The following is a 15,671-nucleotide window of genomic DNA, read 5'->3' as shown; positions in this document are numbered from 1 at the left end:
TCTTGCTGCGGAATGTGCCTTTTCTAACTGGCGCCAACAGATTTCCGGCCCTTGTGTAAGCGCAACGTACAAATGTCACTCTTGCGCCAGATAGAGATGTCACAATCTCTGGTCGGCGCCTTTCGAGTGGCATGCCGCCCGAGCAATTGGGGGCACGCTGATGACGGTGGTCGCGATGAGCCGGAGCGAGTTGTCACGGTACGAAACGCTGCAGCGGGTCGAGCGGGGTGAGATTACCGCAAGCGAGGCTGGCGAGCTGCTCAGGCTTTGCCGGCGCCAGGTGTACCGGCTGCTCGACCGGTTCCGTGCTGACGGCGCTGCTGGCCTTGTGTCCCGCAAGCGCGGTCGGCCGAGCAACCGCCGGTTGAGCGAAACCTACCGGGAGCAGATCCTCGGCATCGTCCGCGAGCGCTACGCCGATTTTGGGCCGACGTTGGCGGCCGAGTATCTGGCCGAGCGCCACGGCATCGCGCTCTCGCACGAGACGCTGCGCCAGCTGATGATCGGCGCCGGCCTTTGGAAAGCCAAGACCGCCAAGCGCGCCAGGATTCACCAGACCCGCAACCGGCGCGAGCGCCGCGGCGAGCTCATCCAGGTCGACGGCTCGGATCATGACTGGTTCGAGGGCCGCGGCCCCCGCTGCAGCCTGCTGGTCTATATCGACGATGCGACGAGCGAGCTGATGCACCTCGAGATGGCGGAGAGCGAGAGCGCCCTCTCCTACCTGCAGGCGACGCGGACCTATCTGGAGCAGCACGGCAAGCCGATCGCCTTCTATTCGGACAAGCACAGCGCCTTTCGGAACAACCGCGCGACTGCCGACAGCGACGGCATGTCGCACCTGGGCCGTGCGCTCGACAAGCTCGGCGTCGAGATCATCTGCGCCAACTCCCCCCAGGCCAAGGGGCGGGTCGAGCGGGCGAACAGCACACTCCAGAACCGCCTCGTGAAAGCGATGCGGCTCGAAGGCATCTCCTCCATCGAAGAGGCCAACACCTTCCTCCCCTCTTACCTCCTGCGCCACAATGCTCAGTTCGCCTGCCCACCTGCGGACCCTCGGGACGCCCATCGGCCCCTCGCTCCGCACGAGAATGTGGAGGCCGAGATGGTCTGGCGCGTTGAGCGCTCCGTCACCGGCGCTCTGGCGCTCCACTACAACAAGGCGATGTTCATCCTGGAGCCGACGCCGCTGGCGCGGACGCTCGCCCGCAAGCGCGTCCACGTTTGCGAATTTCCCGATGGACGCATTGAGGTGCGGCACGGTGAAGTGGTCCTGCCCCATCGCGTCTACGACAAGATGCAGCGGGTCAACCAGGCCGAGATCGTCGAGAACAAGCGGCTTGGCGCTGCCCTGGCGATGGCGCAGGCTATGCAGAGCGCCAACCCGCACCACCGGCAGCGGAACAACAATGCGCCCGCTCGCAGCTCACAGTCGGTGGGCGTTTTCGCTACGCCGCGGGTGGTTCTGGATGACGGTCGATTGGGGAACGAGCCCCCAAAGCGACGAGGAAGACCGCCCCTCCCCCGCGTTAAGCGTCAGCTGGACACTGCCGTCGGGGAAAAGCAGACTGTCCGCTGATGATGAAAAAGCTGCCGGTCCGCTCTCGCCCAATCCCCGTCGTTCACCGCCGCATTTGTGGAACCCGAAACCCGCCGTTTGTTCACCTCCGACGGCGAGGCTTGGATTGGCTTGGCCTGGGACAAACCCACCATCTAGGCGGCCGAGCCGAACGGCGGGTTCAACCGGGAGCAGCCGTTCACGAGCGTCCCGAAGGATGGCGAAACAGCAACGCGCATATCTCGCCAGCACTCGCGCCCTTGGACGCGCAGCTCAAAGGTCGCTTCTGCTATGCCCCGATCACGTCCAACAGGGCGTCTGCGGCTTTCGTGCGATAGCGCTCCTTGTGTCGCAACCCGAAGAAAGGGCGCGGCTCGAACGCGATCGGGGCGGCGTGCAGCGTGCCTGCTGCGATGGCGGGTTCGACCACCAGCGCTGACAGAACGGCGACGCCAGCGCCCGCCTCGACGGCCGTGCGGACGCTCTCGTTCGAGGGCATTGTCAGTGCCACGTCGAGGGTGGCTGGATCGACGCCCAGGCGGCGCAAGTGGCTGTCGAAGGTCGAGCGCGTGCCGGACCCCGCTTCGCGCAGCACCCAGCGCGCCTGACACAGCCAGGCGGCGTCGATCGGCGCATTCCCAAACGGCCTGGCCCCGATCAGCAGCAATCGATCCTCACCTATCCGCCAATGCGCCAATGCCGGATCGTCGATCTGCCCTTCGATGATCCCCAGGTCCGCCGCGCCATCGTGGACGCGCGCGGCCGCCTGTTCGCTGTTCCCGATCGCCAGGTCGATGTCGATCGCCGGGTGACGCGCGTGGAAGGTCGCGAGGAAGGGCGGCAGCCAATAGGCAGCGATTGTCTGGCTGGCGACGACCCGAAGTGTGCCCCGCGCCAGGCCGCCCAGGTCGCGCAGCACCGTCTCAGCTGCTTCCGCCCGCGCCAGAACGCCGCGCGCTTCCGCCAGGAACAGTCGTCCGGCCTCGGTCAGCATGATACCGCGCCCGACACGGTGGAACAGCTTGATCGCATGCCGTTCCTCCAGCGCAGCAATAGCCGCAGAAGCCGCCGATTGAGTGACGTTAAGCGCGCGGGCAGCCGCCGTCATATGCTCGCGCTCGGCCACGGCGACGAAGATGCGAAGCTGTTCCAGCGTCATGCCGGCCCTGTATCTCAATCAATCATGTCTGGCGATCGGAATGATAATATAGATGCGTTGGAACGATCGGTGATCACGGCATAGATGATGCGGCGGAAGGAATATCCCCATGACGACCGTTGCCCGACCCAACACTGTCACACCCATCGGCCGGTCTGACCGACTGCTCCCCCTCATGCCGGGTATCGGTCTGTGTCTGACTGTGACCGGCACCGCCTATGCGCTGGAAGCTGGTGAGCGCGCCGTCGCGGGCAAGGCCTGGCTGGAGGCGTTGGTGCTCGCCATTCTGATCGGCACCGCCATCCGCAGCCTTTGGACGCCCGGTGACAGATGGCACGACGGCATCGCGTTCAGCGCCAAATATCTGTTGGAAGTCGCGGTCGTCCTGCTCGGAGCTTCCGTCAGTGCCGCCACAATCGTGGCTGCCGGCGTGCCGCTTCTCGTCGGGATCGCCGGCGTGGTGGCAAGTGCGATCCTGCTGAGCTTCGGTATCGGTCGCCTGCTGGGCCTGCCGACGCGGATGGCGCTGCTGGTCGCATGCGGCAACTCGATCTGCGGCAACTCAGCCATTGCCGCGGTAGCACCGGTGATCGAAGCCGACAGCGACGATGTAGCCGCTTCCATCGCGTTCACCGCCGTGCTGGGCGTCATCGTCGTGCTGGGCCTGCCGCTGCTCGGGATCGCGCTCGGCATGAGCGGCATCGCCTTCGGGGCGCTGGCCGGACTGACCGTGTACGCGGTGCCGCAGGTGATTGCGGCCGCCTCGCCACTGGGGGCTGCGGCGGTGCAGATGGGGACGTTGGTCAAGCTCGTCCGCGTGCTGATGCTGGGGCCAGTCTGCCTCGTCCTGTCGCTGATTGCGCCGCGCCTTGCCCCGCAGGAGCTACCAGCGGGAGAGGTCGTGGCGGGCACCGCAAGGGTAAGAAAGTTCGACCTCGCCCATTTGGTCCCGTGGTTCATCGTCGGCTTTCTCGTGATGGTCGCCTGTCGGTCGTTCGGGCTGGTGCCGTCCGCCGCGATTGCGCCGATCGGCCGCATCTCCACCTTGCTGACCGTGGTGTCGATGGCAGCGCTGGGACTGGGCGTGGACGTCCGCACCGTCGCCAAGGCGGGCGGCAAGGTGACGGCCGCGGTGGTGCTGTCGCTGCTCGGCCTGGGCGTGATCAGCATGTCCCTGCTGGCCGTGTTACACATCGCCTGACGGCCGATCGTGGCCGGAGCGGATCGAATAACATGGGTTTATGTTGAGCCGGATGCGTGGACCTCCCGTGTCCGACCGTATGGAGTTGCCGATATCGTGAGAATCCCGCTCAAGACAGCGCTCGCTGCTGCCGCTCTGGTCAGTGGCGCGGCGCTGGCCCAGACCAGCGACTTCGCCACCGTGATGGCCGGCGCGATGCAGCGCATGCATCAGGCGATGGCAGTCCCGTCGACTGGCGATCCCGACCGCGACTTCGCCGCGATGATGATCCCGCATCATCAGGGCGCCATCGACATGGCAGAGGCGGAACTCCGCTTCGGCAAGGACGAGCGGCTACGCCGTCTGGCGCAGGGGATCATCGTCGAGCAACGGCAGGAGATCGCGGTGATGCAGGCCATCCTGAACGAAAAGGGCGGCGCTCCCGCCGCTCCCCAGACCCACCACTCGGAAGGAACCCATCGGTGAAGCAGCTGATCCTCGCAGCCCTTGCCGGCACCTTGCTGGCCCCCGCCGCGGCGACCGCGCAGCAGGTGCCGAACGCACAGCCTGACATGCCCGTCTCGTCCGGCGACCGGTTCTATACCTCGGACCAGTTTTCCAACACCGTGTCGGTCATCGATCCGTCGACCAACCGGCTGCTCGGCGTCATCAAGCTGGGCGATCCGACGCCGATGAACCTCAGCCCGCTCTATCGTGGGCAGTTGCTGGTCCACGGCATGGGCTTCTCGCCCGACCGGCGGACGCTCGCCGTCGTGTCGATCGGATCGAATGCGGTCAGTTTCATTGACACCGCCACCAACAGTGTCCGCCACACGACCTATGTCGGCCGCAGCCCGCACGAGGCCTTCTTCCGCCCCGACGGCCGCGAGGTCTGGGTCAGCGTACGCGGCGAGGATTATATCGCCGTCCTCGATGGCGCGACCTACAAGGAGGCGGGCCGCATTCCCGTCCCGAACGGTCCCGGCATGACGATCTTCTCGCCAGATGGGAAGTATGGCTATGTCTGCTCCAGCTTCTCGCCCGAAACCGTCGTGATCGACACCACGTCGAAGCGGATCGTCGGCCGGGTGAAGCAGGAAAGCCCCTTCTGCCCTGACATCGCCGCGACGCCCGATGGCAAGCAGGTGTGGCTGACGCTGAAGGACATCGGGAAGGTCATGGTGTTCGACGCCAGGCCTCCGTTCGCGGTGCTGAAGAGCTTCGCGACGGGAGCGATCACCAACCACGTCAACATCGCTAAGACGCCACGCGGGCAGTTCGCCTATGTGACGGTCGGCACCGAGAATGTCGTGAAGGTGTTCCGCACCGATAATTTCGCCCAGGTCGCGACGATCCCCGTTGGAGCGTTGCCGCACGGGCTGTGGCCCTCGGGCGATGGCAGCCGCATCTATGTCGGCCTGGAGAATGCCGATGCGGTGGCCGCGATCGACACCGCGACGAACAGGGTTATCGCCACCATACCGATCGGGCAAGGCCCGCAGGGGGTCGCCTATGCTCCCGGCGCGGTGCCCTCAGGCGATGGCATGGCCGGTCTTCAACCGCTCGCCAAGGCGGGCGAGAAGGTGCAACTGACCCTCTCCGGCACCGGACAGAGCCAGGTGACGCTGTTCGATCAGGGGCAGGTGCAGATCCTGCAGGCCGCCGTCGCGGGCCTGCCGCCGAAGATGCCGTTCGTGCTGGGCCTGTCGACCAGTCCCGATGGCAACGGCCCGGTCGAACCGCTCGCCAAGTTCATGACCAATCCCGCCGGCGGTGCGATCGTCAACGCGGTTGGCCCCCTGCGGCAGATCGTCACGCCGGCTGCCCCCGCACGATCGCGCCGCTATCTGGTGATCGCCTCCGGTCAGCCGGAATCTGTGGGCACCGTCGTGCAACGGCAGGTCAAAAAGTAACGGACGCCCGTTTCGGAACGAGCATCGGGGACGCCACAGATGCTCGTTCTTGACTGCCCATTTTCGAAAACGAATTTCCAATGGGACGGGATGGTACGAGCGCAGTGGTTTTTCCTATGCTTATAGGTGGCAGTTTTCCCAAAATCTGTTTCAAATCGATCTTTCCCGAACCTGCCCCAGAGAGATGAAGAGGTTGAACTGCCAAATGGTGTGGCGCAGCAGGCAATGTGTGTGCGGAGGCGTATGCAAAGAATGGCCTTCGACCGAACAATGTGAGTGCTTGGTCGAAAACCCATGAGTGGCCGCTTTTGGAGATAGCGGCCGTACACGTGACCTAACCGGAACGGCAATAATTGGTCGGAAGGCGCCCCACGGCGGGGCTCACTCAACGGCAGCTATGCCGATTTCGTCCTCCGAAAGCGGTCATGTCCGGCTTCCACCACTCTCGGCCGTTCAGGCGAGCGGTCGCGCCGAAAGCGGCCATTCGCTGCTCGTTGCCGGCCAACGTCCGCTTCTAGCTCTTCTCCTATCCAGCGCGACCGAGATTGGTGGAAAGCGGACGTTCTTAATTGGCGCTATCCGACCCGATCGCCACCGCAATATCCAGTCCGTCTGCCATCGCCTCGTCAGCTAAGCCAACGTCTCCCCCGTTGCTATGCAGGGCAATTGCTCGCGCGATGTCGCGTGCTCCGTGAAGCATCGCAAAGCCTAAAGCGCCCAAGGTTTGACCTGACGAGCCGATGCTGTAGCGTGGCGATGTATCGATCCCTGCCTCAAGCAGAAGTTGTGACACCTTCAAGGAACGACTGAGAACGGCGGAGAAAAGGGGATTCCGTATTGCCGTTGAGGTATCAAGCGGCACGCCAAGGCCTAAGAAAAAGCTGACATTCTCATCCCTCCCGTTGACCGCTGCCATCTCGACCGGGGTCTCGCCTTCTGGTCCGCCCATCGAACAAGGATCAAAACCGCGCGCAACCAGCCACGCCAGCATTGACGCGCTGCTGTGCGCTGCGGCGTAATGAAGCCATGTTCCGAACGCGGGCACGCGAAGGCCCTCCATCTCAGGGTATCGATCAAACAGGCTCGCCACCTGTTCAACCTGATCTCGCCTGATCGCGTCGGTAATCAGCGGATAAGGCTTCACTTCGTCGGGCATCCCTCGTTCCTTCCGCAAAGATCGTGGCGGATATCGCGAACGACTGCAAATGGGGCGCGAGCTGCCGGTCCGCTTTCTCTCCCGAAGCTGCCATCGACTCCCTACCCGATAGCACGAGCACAGGCAGTTGAGGCGGTGTGACCGGGCCCACTGCGTGCGCAGCGGGTCCGGGGTCAGAAGCCGGGGAGTTGGGGCATCAGCGGGGGCAGCGCTGCGCTGTGTGGGGGGCTCCACGCAGCCCCCGCTGCCAACGGCGTTTGTGCCATTTCTATCTTGCTGCGGAATGTGCCTTTTCTAACTGGCGCCAACAGATTTCCGGCCCTTGTTATTTCGGCTCTCAGCGCTTCAGGCAAGCAATGATCGCCGACACGACGGCGGCGGTTTCGGCGACGTCGCGGACCTTCACCGTATCCACGCCGATTTCCGCCGCCGGATAGTCGTTGCCGCCGGGGTAGATCGCATCGCCGAGGAAGAGCATCCCGGCCAGCGGCACGCCGCTTTCCTTGCTCAGCCGCTTCAGTCCATAACCCTTGTCGACGCCGGCGCGGGTGACATCGATCGACGTGGTGCCGCCCAGGTTGATCGAAAGGCCGGGCAGCGCCGCCCGCAGCGTCTTCTGGATCGCGGTCCGCTTGGCGCGATCGCGATCCCAGCCCTCCTTCGCTTCCAGCGGCGCATCCTGGCCGAGGCCGGAAAAGGTAATCTGGCTTCCCCGATCCTCGATCCGTTCGCCCCAAAAGCGTTCGTCGGCAAGCCCCGCTTCCGACAGCGCACGGTCGAAGGCTGCGCGGATGCTCGCCTTCTCCGCGTCATCGAACAACTCAGCATAGATCGCGCGCCACGCACCGTCGACAAAGCGGTAGAGCTTCGTGCCGGTGGTCGGCATCAGCCATAGTCGCTCGCGCGCGGCGTCGATCGGCAAGCGCGAGGCGACTTGCCGGTCGAATTGCGGCCAGTCGCCGCCCGAGATCACCGCGACATCGACCACGGCCAGCAGACGCGCGAGCGTCGCCGCCATCTCGGCCGACAAGGGGCGCTTGCTCTCCGCAAGCGTCCCGTCGAGGTCGAATACGATCAGCCATTTCACGACGCGGTGCCCTCCCCGTCGCGGTTGCGCAGATCGTTGTGGAGGGCGGTCGCGGCGATTGCCGCATGGCCCATCGCGACGCTGATCTGATCGAGCGACATGACGATATCGCCCGCCGCATAGACGCCGGCGACGCTCGCGCGCTGCTTGGTATCGACGACGATGCAGCGATCGTCGCTCAGCTCGACACCGAGCTGGCGCGCAAGCGCATTGTTGCTGTCCGACCCGAGCGCCGGATACACCGTGTCGACGTGCAGCTCGCTGCCGTCGGTCAGGTGGAGCGCGACCCGATCGCCCGAAAAGTCCATTCGGGCCAGCGGTCTCGCCGCGATCTTGATTCCGGCCGCCGCGAGCGCGGAGCGATCGTCAACACTCAGGTCAATTGTTTCATGCGCGACCAGCGTGATCCGGTCCGAGAAGGTGCGCAGGAACAGCGCCTCCGCGACGCCGTGCGTATCCGCGCCGATCACCCCGATCGCCAGCCCGGTCGCTTCGTAACCGTCGCAGACCGGGCAATAGCGCAGGGCTCCCCGCTGGAGGGCGTCGCGGTGCGTATCTGCATCGAGCGCAGGTCGGCGATTTTCGACCCCGGTTGCGATCAAGACGGCACGCGCGGAGATCGTCACGGTGGACCCTCGCGCTTCGAAACCATCCACCTTACCGTCGATGTTCTCGATGCGATCCGTCAGGATCGTCGCGCCGTAGCGTTTGGCCTGTTCGCGCATCCGCCGCAGCAGCTCTTCGCCCGCGATCCCATCCGGAAAGCCGGCATGATTATGGGAGAGCGGTATCCATTTCGCTCGGCTATGCCCTTCGTCGACCACGACCACGCGGCGGTGATATCGCGCAAGGTAGATCGCCGCCGTGAGGCCCCCGGGGCCGCCGCCGACGATCAGGGCATCGTAGCGGTCCGCCGTCATGCCGCTTGCGTCGCCGGATCGCGGTAGGCGAGCAGCCGCAGCGCATTGAACACGACCAGCAGCGTCGAGCCTTCATGCATCGCGACCGCCGGGCCGATGCCCAGGCCCAAGATCGTCGCGGGCACGAGGAACGCCACGACGCCGAGGCTGACGAACACATTCTGCCGGATAATACCGCGGGTGTGTCGGCTCAGACCCACCGCGAATGGCAGGTGCGCGAGATCGTCGGCCATCAGCGCGACGTCCGCCGTTTCCAGCGCCACGTCCGAGCCCGCAGCGCCCATCGCGATGCCGACGGTCGCCGACGCCATCGCCGGCGCATCGTTGACGCCATCGCCGACCATCGCAACCTTGTCTTCGCCGGCGAGCTTCTTGATCGAGGCAACCTTATCCTCCGGCATCAGGTCGCCCCATGCCTCGTCGAGCCCGACATCCTTGGCGATGGCGTCGGCCACCTTCTGGTGGTCGCCGGAGATCATAATCATCCGGGTGATGCCCATCTCGCGCAGCCGCTTGAGCGCAACTTTGGCCGCCTCGCGCGGCGTGTCCATCAGCCCGATCGCGCCGATGTCCTTATCGCCCTTGCGGACGACCATCGTGGTGCGCCCGCCCTCGCGCAGGGTTGCAATCGCGTCGGTCGCGGCCGCGTTCAGCGTGGGGATACCCTCCACGCCGAACATCTCGGCCTTGCCGATCCACACCGTCTCGCCATCGACGGTCGCGGTGACACCGCGACCTGTCAGGCTCTTGAGATCGGTCGCGGTCGGCAGCTCGCGCCCGCCCAAGCGCTCGCGTCCATCTTTCACGATCGCCTGTGCCAGCGGGTGATCGCTCAAGCCCTCGACTGCGACCGCGAGCGCCAACAGATCCTCTTCGCTCGCGCCGTCGACGGGGACGACATCGGTGATGCGGGGGCGCCCTTCCGTCAGCGTCCCCGTCTTGTCGAAAGCGATCGCCTTTAGCGAGCCGAGGTTTTCGAGCGGCGCGCCGCCCTTTACCAGCACGCCGCCGCGTGCGGCCCGCGCGACGCCGGACAGCACCGCGCTCGGGGTGGCGATCGCCAGGGCACAGGGGCTGGCGGCGACCAGCACCGCCATCGCGCGATAGAAGCTGTCGCGGAACGGCTCGTCGATCACAACCCACGCGAACAGCAGGATGAACGAGAGTGCCAGCACCGCCGGCACGAAGACGCGCTCGAACCGATCGGTGAACCGCTGCGTGGGCGACTTCTGCGTCTCCGCTTCGCTCACCATTTTCACGACCTTCGCGAGCGCACTTTCGTTGGAACGCCGCGTCACCTCGATCTCGATCGCAGCGCCGCCGTTGATCGTGCCGGCGAACACCCGCGACGTCGCCTCGACCGCATCGGGCTTCGCGCGCGCCGCCTCGACATCGGCGACCGGCTCCTTGTCGACTGGGATGCTCTCGCCGGTGACGGGGGCCTGGTTGATCGCGCTCGACCCCTTGATGACGAAGCCATCGGCGGGCAGGCGTTCGTTCGGGCGCACGACCACCACGTCGCCGACCACCAGCTCCTCGACCGGAATCTCCGTCGTCTGCCCGTCACGGCGCACCGTCGCCTTGTCGGGCGCAAGTTCGGCCAGCGCCTCGATTGCGCGCTTGGCGCGACCCATCGCGTAATGCTCGAGCGCATGGCCGAGGCTGAACAGGAACAGCAGCAGCGCGCCTTCCGCCCAGGCACCGAGCGCCGCGGCGCCGGCGGCCGCGACGAGCATCAGCGTATCGATCTCGAATTTCTTCAGCTTCAGATTGTCGATCGCCTCGCGCAGCGTGAAGAAGCCGCCGAACACATAGGCGCCGACATAGAAGGCGGTCGGCAGCCAGTCGGGCGTACCCGCCACCAGCTTCTCGATCGCGAAGCCGATCGCCAGCAGCGTGCCGCAGGCAAGCGCAAAGATCAGCTCGGTATTGGGGCCGAGGAAATTGGCGTGGGCGTGATCGTGACCATCATCCGGTCCGTGCTTTTCCGCGCCCTCCGCATGGCCACCAGACCCGTGATCGTGCCCGGCATGGCCGTCGGCGCCGTGATCGTGTCCAGCATGATCGGAGCCCGTCCGCTTGCCCGGCTTGACCTTGAGCTTGCCCAGCGCCGCGACGATCGCGGCCTCATCGACGCGCTCCTTGTCATATTCGACCCGGACGCTGCCCGAGGCGCTGGCGTCGGCCTGCAGCACGCCGGGCACTTGGCACAGGGTTTCGCCGACGGTGCGGGCGCGGCGTTCGTGCCCGATCCCCTCGACCTGCCATGTCGCATGGCCGTATCGCCCGCTGATCTCGGCGCCCGCCGCCCGCACCATCTCGCGCACACGCGGCAGCGGCAGGGCCGCCCCGTCGAAATGGATGCACAGCTTTGCCGGTGTGTCGCCATCGGCGGGCAGGACGTGCGCGCGCTCGACGCCGGGTTTGGCGCTCAACGTCGAGACGAGGCGCCCTACACAGGCATCGGCCACGTCGGGAACCTCGGGCAGAAGGACGGGAATATCGAGTTCGAGTTTTTCGGTCATCACGCCGTCTCCGCGTTGGTCTTGGTTTCTGCCCGCGCATCGCGCAGGATTTCGATGCCGCCCTTGATCGCGATCAGAGCGGTACCCAGGCCGACCAATAGATCGGGCCAATTCGTTCCCAGCCACAGCACCAACGCCCCCGCGATCAGTATGCCGCCGTTGGAGATGAAATCGTTGAAGCTGAAAGTGGTCGCCGCGCGCAGATTAACATCGGGCTGCTTGAGCCGTTGCAGCAGACGCAAACAGATATAGTTCACGACACCGGCAATCGCCGACATCACCATCATTGTCGGCCCGATCGGTTCACTGCCATGGATATAGCGACGGCCGACGTCGAGCAGGATGCCGCCCGCAAAGATGAGTAGCACCACGCCCGACACGGTTGCAGCCCGTGTCTTCCATGTGCGCCCGTGGCTCAGCGCGACGAGGCTCAGCCCATAGACGGCCGTGTCGGAGAGGTTATCGACGCCATTGGCGATGAGCGCGCTGGAATCGCCAGTCAGGCCGGTCACGAAGAAGCCGGCGGCGATCGCCGCGTTGAGCAACAGCACGATCCAAAGCGTGCGCCTCTCGGCCGAGACCTTTGCGTCCGGTGTAGCCGTCATGCCATGATTTCCTCGATCAGCAGGAGGACGAGGAAGCCGACGAAGAACATCGCGCTGATAAGCGGCGAGTCCGGCTTCTCGTGCGCTTCGACCAGCAACTCTTCGGTGACGAGATAGAGCAGCGCCATAAGGCCGAAGCTCAGGAAGCCGGTGATCCATATCGGCGTCAGCAACGCCACCGGCTGCGCGATCAGCGCACCGATAGGCACAAGCACCGCCAGCGCGCAAGTCAGGCCGATCGCCTTTGCCTTGCGATACCGCCCCACCAGATCGTTGGTGAGGGTCAGGGCCAGGAACAGCACTTCGAGGGTCAGTGCGACGGCCAACAGCGTGCCCGCCTTCTCGCCGGCGATGAAGGCGAGACCGAGAACAAGGCCATCTATCGCCAGATCGAGCCCGATCGCGGCGAGCAGCGCGACAGGCCCCTCAAACCGGCTTTCGGCCGCCTTCAGGCCGAGCATCACGGCGACGCCCAGCGCTCCGCCGATCAACGTCGCGGTCGGAGAACCGCCGTGCATCACCAGCGGCAGGATCTCCGTCGCAGCAGCGGCGAACACCACGCCGGCCGCGAGATGCTGCATGGCCGCCACCAGCTTCTCGCCGGGAGTGCGCCATCCGGCGATCAGCGCGCCGATCATGATCGCGATCATCGGGATCAGGGAGAATTTGAGCGCCGCCATCGTCAGCGCCCCTCTGTGCCGGGTGGGTTGGTCACAAGCTCGTATCCTTCCTGCACAAGACGGGGGGCTTGTCCCCTTCCTCGATCTTGAGTTCGTTGCCCGAGAACATCGCGCTCATCGTGTCGCCGACATATTGAAGCCCGGCCGCAGGCGCGGTCAGGACAACCGGCGCAGCGTCCCCGTCGCGGCGCAGCTCGAGCGTCAGGCCCTCATTCTTGAAGTCGACGAGGAGCGGGCGATCGTCGTCGCACCGATAGGGGTGGCGACCGGGGATGCCGCTGGCATCCCCGCTGTCCCCGGCGTGGATTTCCTGTTCGGTCGGCGGCGCCTTGCGAGGTTGTTCGGAACAGCCCGATAGCGCCAGCGCAACGCTCATGCTGGCGATCCCAATCCGCATTGGCGTCATCAATGCCTCCGGGAAAATCCTGATGCTCATCCAAGCCATTGCGCAGCTCCGACGACGACGGCGATCATGACCATGATGCCCAAGAGCAGCAGCTTTTCCTGTCGCGGATCGCCGACGTTGCGGATGCGCACGGCGATCTGCCAGGCAGGGCGCATCCGGACGCGCCAAGACCCGGCAGCGATCCGGTCCAATTCGGTATCCGAAAGCTGGAAAAACGACTTCACGTCGCCCCGAGAGCGTCCCGTGAGACCCGTCACCCGAAAAACCGGGTCGGCAAACGCCAAGTCAATGGCACTTGGTTTCCCTGCCATCGGTGCGTCGTCGTCGCCCGATGCCCATGACGGACTTAGAAGAGTGATAAGCTGATTTGGGTCTCGTTCGAGCAGAGAAGCCCAGCGTACCAAGCGCGAACGACGGTCGTCGTTCGAAAGCGCAGTCATGGGCCTTGAATGCCCACCGCTTTTTGGCCGGCGCCATTTCACCAGCGAACTTGAGAGACGATTGCGCTTCATTGCCGGTCAGCCGGCTCGAGGTGATTTTGGGAGGCGCGCTTCAGCGGATGGGAAAAGCGCAATGTCAGAAAGGTCGTCAGACTGAGAACCACCGCGATGTCATAGAGACCGTAGCCGACAGCGGCGCCCAGTGCGCCGGTCGACCACAGGCTTGCAGCGGTCGCGGTCCCCGACGCTTTCCCGCGATACTTCAATATGGCGCCGCCGCCGATGAAGCCGACGCCGGTGATCAATCCTTCGAGCAGGCGTGCTTGGGCAGGAGACGTGCGTCCGAGAATGGCGATGCCGACGAGCACGAACCCGCAACTGGCAATGGCGACCAGCGGGAAAGTGCGAATGCCAGCGCTGCGTTCGTCTTTCTCCCGGTCCCAGCCAACCGGAAGCGCAAGCGCATAGGCCAGCGCAAGACTGACGACATGGGAAAGAGTCTCTCCCCAATATGGCAGCGTCATCATGCGGCCGAGCCTTTGCCTTGGCCGCCTGCCACACTGTCCGCTGCATCTTGATAAGCGAGCACCCTTTTGCAGGCCAGCGCGCGCGCACCGGGGCGCTTGAGTGTGATCTGGTCGCCGCCTGAGATCGACACGTTGAGGTTCCGACCGACATAGGTCCGCCCGCTTGCCGGCGATGTTACGCGTTCCGGAGCGGCGTTCGGTCGGGTCTTTATGTCGAGGGTCAGGCCATCGCCGAGGAAGTCGACATCGAGGCGTGAACCATCAGGACAGGCATAGAAATGCTCGCCGATGAAGTTGGGCAGCTCGCGATCACGCGACGCTTCAGCCTCGCTCTTGTTAGTGGCTGGCGAGCAGCCGAGCAGGCCCGGCGCCAGAGCAAGCCCGGTTGCGAGTATGATCCCCCGAACCGGGCCGTTCCCAAGGCGCCGAGCCGCTATTTCCCCGACTTTCCATAATCTGTCGCCATGGGCGCTACAGGGGGCACGCCCATGGCGCGGGCCGTTCTCACACGGACACCCGAAGGACTCGTTGTGTGGCGGCCGATCCATAGCAGTCAGTCGAACAATTCGCTCAGGAAGCCCTTGCGGCGACCCTTATGCCCCCGCTCGTAGCCGTGCTTTCCGCCATGATCGCCATGGCCGCGATCATCGGATATTCCGAGGCGAACGCCGCTCAACGGCCGCGCGCTGTCATCGCCGGCGCTGCGCTCGATAATCTTGTCGAGTTCGCCGCGATCGAGCCAGACGCCACGACACTGCGGGCAATAGTCGATCTCAATGCCCTGCCGCTCGCTCATGACGAGATCGACGCGGCAAGTCGGGCATAGCAGCCCTGCGGAGGGACGGTTGTCTACCATGATGGATTCCCTTCTTTAGAATGCTGGCCCGTTAGTCGTTCGCGGCACCGCGAGGCGGCGGTGGTTTGATGGGGCGCCGATGATGCCGCATGGACCGCCCTGGCAGTCGCGATTGCCGGCGCAGGAGGGCGAGAAACGCCGCATCCTGCAGCCGCATTGTTCGCCGCAGACCCTTGCGCATTATGCGGCCGGCCAGGCCGCCGATGATGCCACGACATTCGACCGAATGGTGAATGCAGACACCGTTCGCGATCGGCTCGATCTCGTAGCGTTCGTCGAAGGTGAGGAAGCCCTTCACGCCCATCTGCCAACCGATGAGCTGGGGCTTGGTCAGGCGGTTGATGATCATTTGCGTCGTCATCTTGCGGTCGCCTTTGAAGAGCAGCCAGGTGACGTCCATTTCGGCACCGCGTTCGGCATCGCCCGCAATACGATAGATCGGATGCCATCGTGCGTAGCCTCTCAGATCGGAGATCAGCGACCAAACCCGCAGCGCGGACATATTGAACTCGAAACTTGTCTCTTCCTTCATGGCTGCCTGTCCTGTCCGGCCAAGGCGCGGCGAAACCGGAGGCCGCGCAGAGGCGGCCGCCTCCCCGATTGGGCGGGGGATTGATGGGAGCTGGTGGGGCGTCGAGGGCTTGCATGGCGCAAGCCCT

Annotated in this window: 17 protein-coding genes; 4 read left to right on the top strand and 13 right to left on the bottom strand. The window is 64.9% G+C overall.

The features are described 5' to 3' along the window. The first annotated feature begins 160 nt into the window (after nucleotides 1-160). Nucleotides 161-1,579, top strand: a complete 1,419-nt coding sequence (locus ACODS2_RS21720) for an ISNCY family transposase (protein WP_489000593.1) — start codon at nucleotides 161-163, stop codon at nucleotides 1,577-1,579. A gap of 268 nt (nucleotides 1,580-1,847) precedes the next feature. Here ACODS2_RS21720 and ACODS2_RS21715 read toward each other — a convergent pair whose 3' ends face one another. After that, a complete protein-coding gene (locus ACODS2_RS21715; protein WP_489000592.1) occupies nucleotides 1,848-2,717 on the bottom strand; it encodes a LysR family transcriptional regulator in 870 nt (289 codons plus the stop codon). 109 nt (nucleotides 2,718-2,826) lie between these two features. Between ACODS2_RS21715 and ACODS2_RS21710 the strand changes: the two genes are divergently transcribed. The 3 genes from ACODS2_RS21710 (at nucleotide 2,827) to ACODS2_RS21700 (ending at nucleotide 5,810) form a co-directional block, all read left to right on the top strand. After that, complete coding sequence (locus ACODS2_RS21710; RefSeq protein WP_489000591.1) at nucleotides 2,827-3,918, top strand: YeiH family protein; 1,092 nt, start codon at nucleotides 2,827-2,829, stop codon at nucleotides 3,916-3,918. A gap of 96 nt (nucleotides 3,919-4,014) precedes the next feature. Then, nucleotides 4,015-4,383, top strand: a complete 369-nt coding sequence (gene copM / locus ACODS2_RS21705) for a CopM family metallochaperone (RefSeq protein ID WP_231627831.1) — start codon at nucleotides 4,015-4,017, stop codon at nucleotides 4,381-4,383. After that, nucleotides 4,380-5,810 carry a YncE family protein gene (locus ACODS2_RS21700; protein ID WP_489000590.1) on the top strand — a complete coding sequence of 477 codons (1,431 nt, stop codon included), beginning with the start codon at nucleotides 4,380-4,382 and terminating at the stop codon, nucleotides 5,808-5,810. The genes copM and ACODS2_RS21700 overlap by 4 nt, the downstream gene beginning before the upstream one ends. Nucleotides 5,811-6,375: 565 nt before the next feature. Here the strand turns inward: ACODS2_RS21700 and ACODS2_RS21695 are convergent. From ACODS2_RS21695 to ACODS2_RS21640, 12 genes are all read right to left on the bottom strand, one after another. Beyond that, on the bottom strand, nucleotides 6,376-6,966 hold the full coding sequence (locus ACODS2_RS21695) for an ankyrin repeat domain-containing protein (RefSeq protein ID WP_489000589.1): 591 nt from the start codon (nucleotides 6,964-6,966) through the stop codon (nucleotides 6,376-6,378). 337 nt (nucleotides 6,967-7,303) lie between these two features. After that, on the bottom strand, nucleotides 7,304-8,053 hold the full coding sequence (locus ACODS2_RS21690) for an HAD-IIB family hydrolase (protein ID WP_179563590.1): 750 nt from the start codon (nucleotides 8,051-8,053) through the stop codon (nucleotides 7,304-7,306). Beyond that, nucleotides 8,050-8,973, bottom strand: coding sequence for an NAD(P)/FAD-dependent oxidoreductase (locus ACODS2_RS21685; protein WP_179563591.1), 924 nt, complete (start codon nucleotides 8,971-8,973; stop codon nucleotides 8,050-8,052). Before ACODS2_RS21685 ends, ACODS2_RS21690 begins: the two co-directional genes overlap by 4 nt. Further along, on the bottom strand, nucleotides 8,970-11,498 hold the full coding sequence (locus tag ACODS2_RS21680; protein ID WP_261937550.1) for a heavy metal translocating P-type ATPase: 2,529 nt from the start codon (nucleotides 11,496-11,498) through the stop codon (nucleotides 8,970-8,972). The genes ACODS2_RS21685 and ACODS2_RS21680 overlap by 4 nt, the downstream gene beginning before the upstream one ends. Continuing rightward, entirely contained in the window at nucleotides 11,498-12,103 is a 606-nt protein-coding gene (locus tag ACODS2_RS21675; protein WP_489000588.1) for a cation diffusion facilitator family transporter, read from the bottom strand. The genes ACODS2_RS21680 and ACODS2_RS21675 overlap by 1 nt, the downstream gene beginning before the upstream one ends. Next, nucleotides 12,100-12,783: a ZIP family metal transporter gene (locus tag ACODS2_RS21670; RefSeq protein WP_179563594.1), complete on the bottom strand. Its 684-nt coding sequence runs from the start codon at nucleotides 12,781-12,783 to the stop codon at nucleotides 12,100-12,102. The genes ACODS2_RS21675 and ACODS2_RS21670 overlap by 4 nt, the downstream gene beginning before the upstream one ends. A 31-nt stretch (nucleotides 12,784-12,814) precedes the next feature. After that, the gene (locus ACODS2_RS21665) at nucleotides 12,815-13,159 is read right to left on the bottom strand and encodes an MliC family protein (RefSeq protein WP_261937551.1); all 345 of its coding nucleotides are present in this window, start codon (nucleotides 13,157-13,159) and stop codon (nucleotides 12,815-12,817) included. 56 nt (nucleotides 13,160-13,215) lie between these two features. After that, on the bottom strand, nucleotides 13,216-13,629 hold the full coding sequence (locus tag ACODS2_RS21660) for a hypothetical protein (RefSeq protein ID WP_179563596.1): 414 nt from the start codon (nucleotides 13,627-13,629) through the stop codon (nucleotides 13,216-13,218). A gap of 68 nt (nucleotides 13,630-13,697) precedes the next feature. Beyond that, complete coding sequence (locus ACODS2_RS21655; RefSeq protein WP_179563636.1) at nucleotides 13,698-14,153, bottom strand: MgtC/SapB family protein; 456 nt, start codon at nucleotides 14,151-14,153, stop codon at nucleotides 13,698-13,700. Continuing rightward, nucleotides 14,153-14,704: a hypothetical protein gene (locus ACODS2_RS21650; RefSeq protein WP_183684901.1), complete on the bottom strand. Its 552-nt coding sequence runs from the start codon at nucleotides 14,702-14,704 to the stop codon at nucleotides 14,153-14,155. The genes ACODS2_RS21655 and ACODS2_RS21650 overlap by 1 nt, the downstream gene beginning before the upstream one ends. A gap of 5 nt (nucleotides 14,705-14,709) precedes the next feature. Continuing rightward, nucleotides 14,710-14,952, bottom strand: a complete 243-nt coding sequence (locus ACODS2_RS21645) for a TFIIB-type zinc ribbon-containing protein (RefSeq protein WP_489000603.1) — start codon at nucleotides 14,950-14,952, stop codon at nucleotides 14,710-14,712. Nucleotides 14,953-15,043: 91 nt separating this feature from the next. Further along, complete coding sequence (locus ACODS2_RS21640; protein ID WP_179563598.1) at nucleotides 15,044-15,544, bottom strand: SRPBCC family protein; 501 nt, start codon at nucleotides 15,542-15,544, stop codon at nucleotides 15,044-15,046. Nucleotides 15,545-15,671: the final 127 nt, after the last annotated feature.

The organism is Novosphingobium sp. FG137, assembly GCF_057809735.1.
Note: the sequence above shows the minus strand (reverse complement) of the source record. Positions and strands in the feature narration are given on the sequence as shown.

Bases quoted from the DNA above. Each gene is read 5' to 3' on its own strand.
- ACODS2_RS21695 (WP_489000589.1), bottom strand. From the start codon at position 6,966: ATGCCCGACGAAGTGAAGCCTTATCCGCTGATTACCGACGCGATCAGG.
- ACODS2_RS21670 (WP_179563594.1), bottom strand. From the start codon at position 12,783: ATGGCGGCGCTCAAATTCTCCCTGATCCCGATGATCGCGATCATGATC.
- ACODS2_RS21680 (WP_261937550.1), bottom strand. From the start codon at position 11,498: ATGACCGAAAAACTCGAACTCGATATTCCCGTCCTTCTGCCCGAGGTT.
- ACODS2_RS21665 (WP_261937551.1), bottom strand. From the start codon at position 13,159: ATGAGCGTTGCGCTGGCGCTATCGGGCTGTTCCGAACAACCTCGCAAG.
- ACODS2_RS21645 (WP_489000603.1), bottom strand. From the start codon at position 14,952: ATGAGCGAGCGGCAGGGCATTGAGATCGACTATTGCCCGCAGTGTCGT.
- ACODS2_RS21675 (WP_489000588.1), bottom strand. From the start codon at position 12,103: ATGACGGCTACACCGGACGCAAAGGTCTCGGCCGAGAGGCGCACGCTT.
- ACODS2_RS21650 (WP_183684901.1), bottom strand. From the start codon at position 14,704: ATGGATCGGCCGCCACACAACGAGTCCTTCGGGTGTCCGTGTGAGAAC.
- ACODS2_RS21710 (WP_489000591.1), top strand. From the start codon at position 2,827: ATGACGACCGTTGCCCGACCCAACACTGTCACACCCATCGGCCGGTCT.
- ACODS2_RS21715 (WP_489000592.1), bottom strand. From the start codon at position 2,717: ATGACGCTGGAACAGCTTCGCATCTTCGTCGCCGTGGCCGAGCGCGAG.
- ACODS2_RS21720 (WP_489000593.1), top strand. From the start codon at position 161: ATGACGGTGGTCGCGATGAGCCGGAGCGAGTTGTCACGGTACGAAACG.
- ACODS2_RS21660 (WP_179563596.1), bottom strand. From the start codon at position 13,629: ATGACTGCGCTTTCGAACGACGACCGTCGTTCGCGCTTGGTACGCTGG.
- ACODS2_RS21685 (WP_179563591.1), bottom strand. From the start codon at position 8,973: ATGACGGCGGACCGCTACGATGCCCTGATCGTCGGCGGCGGCCCCGGG.
- ACODS2_RS21655 (WP_179563636.1), bottom strand. From the start codon at position 14,153: ATGACGCTGCCATATTGGGGAGAGACTCTTTCCCATGTCGTCAGTCTT.
- ACODS2_RS21640 (WP_179563598.1), bottom strand. From the start codon at position 15,544: ATGAAGGAAGAGACAAGTTTCGAGTTCAATATGTCCGCGCTGCGGGTT.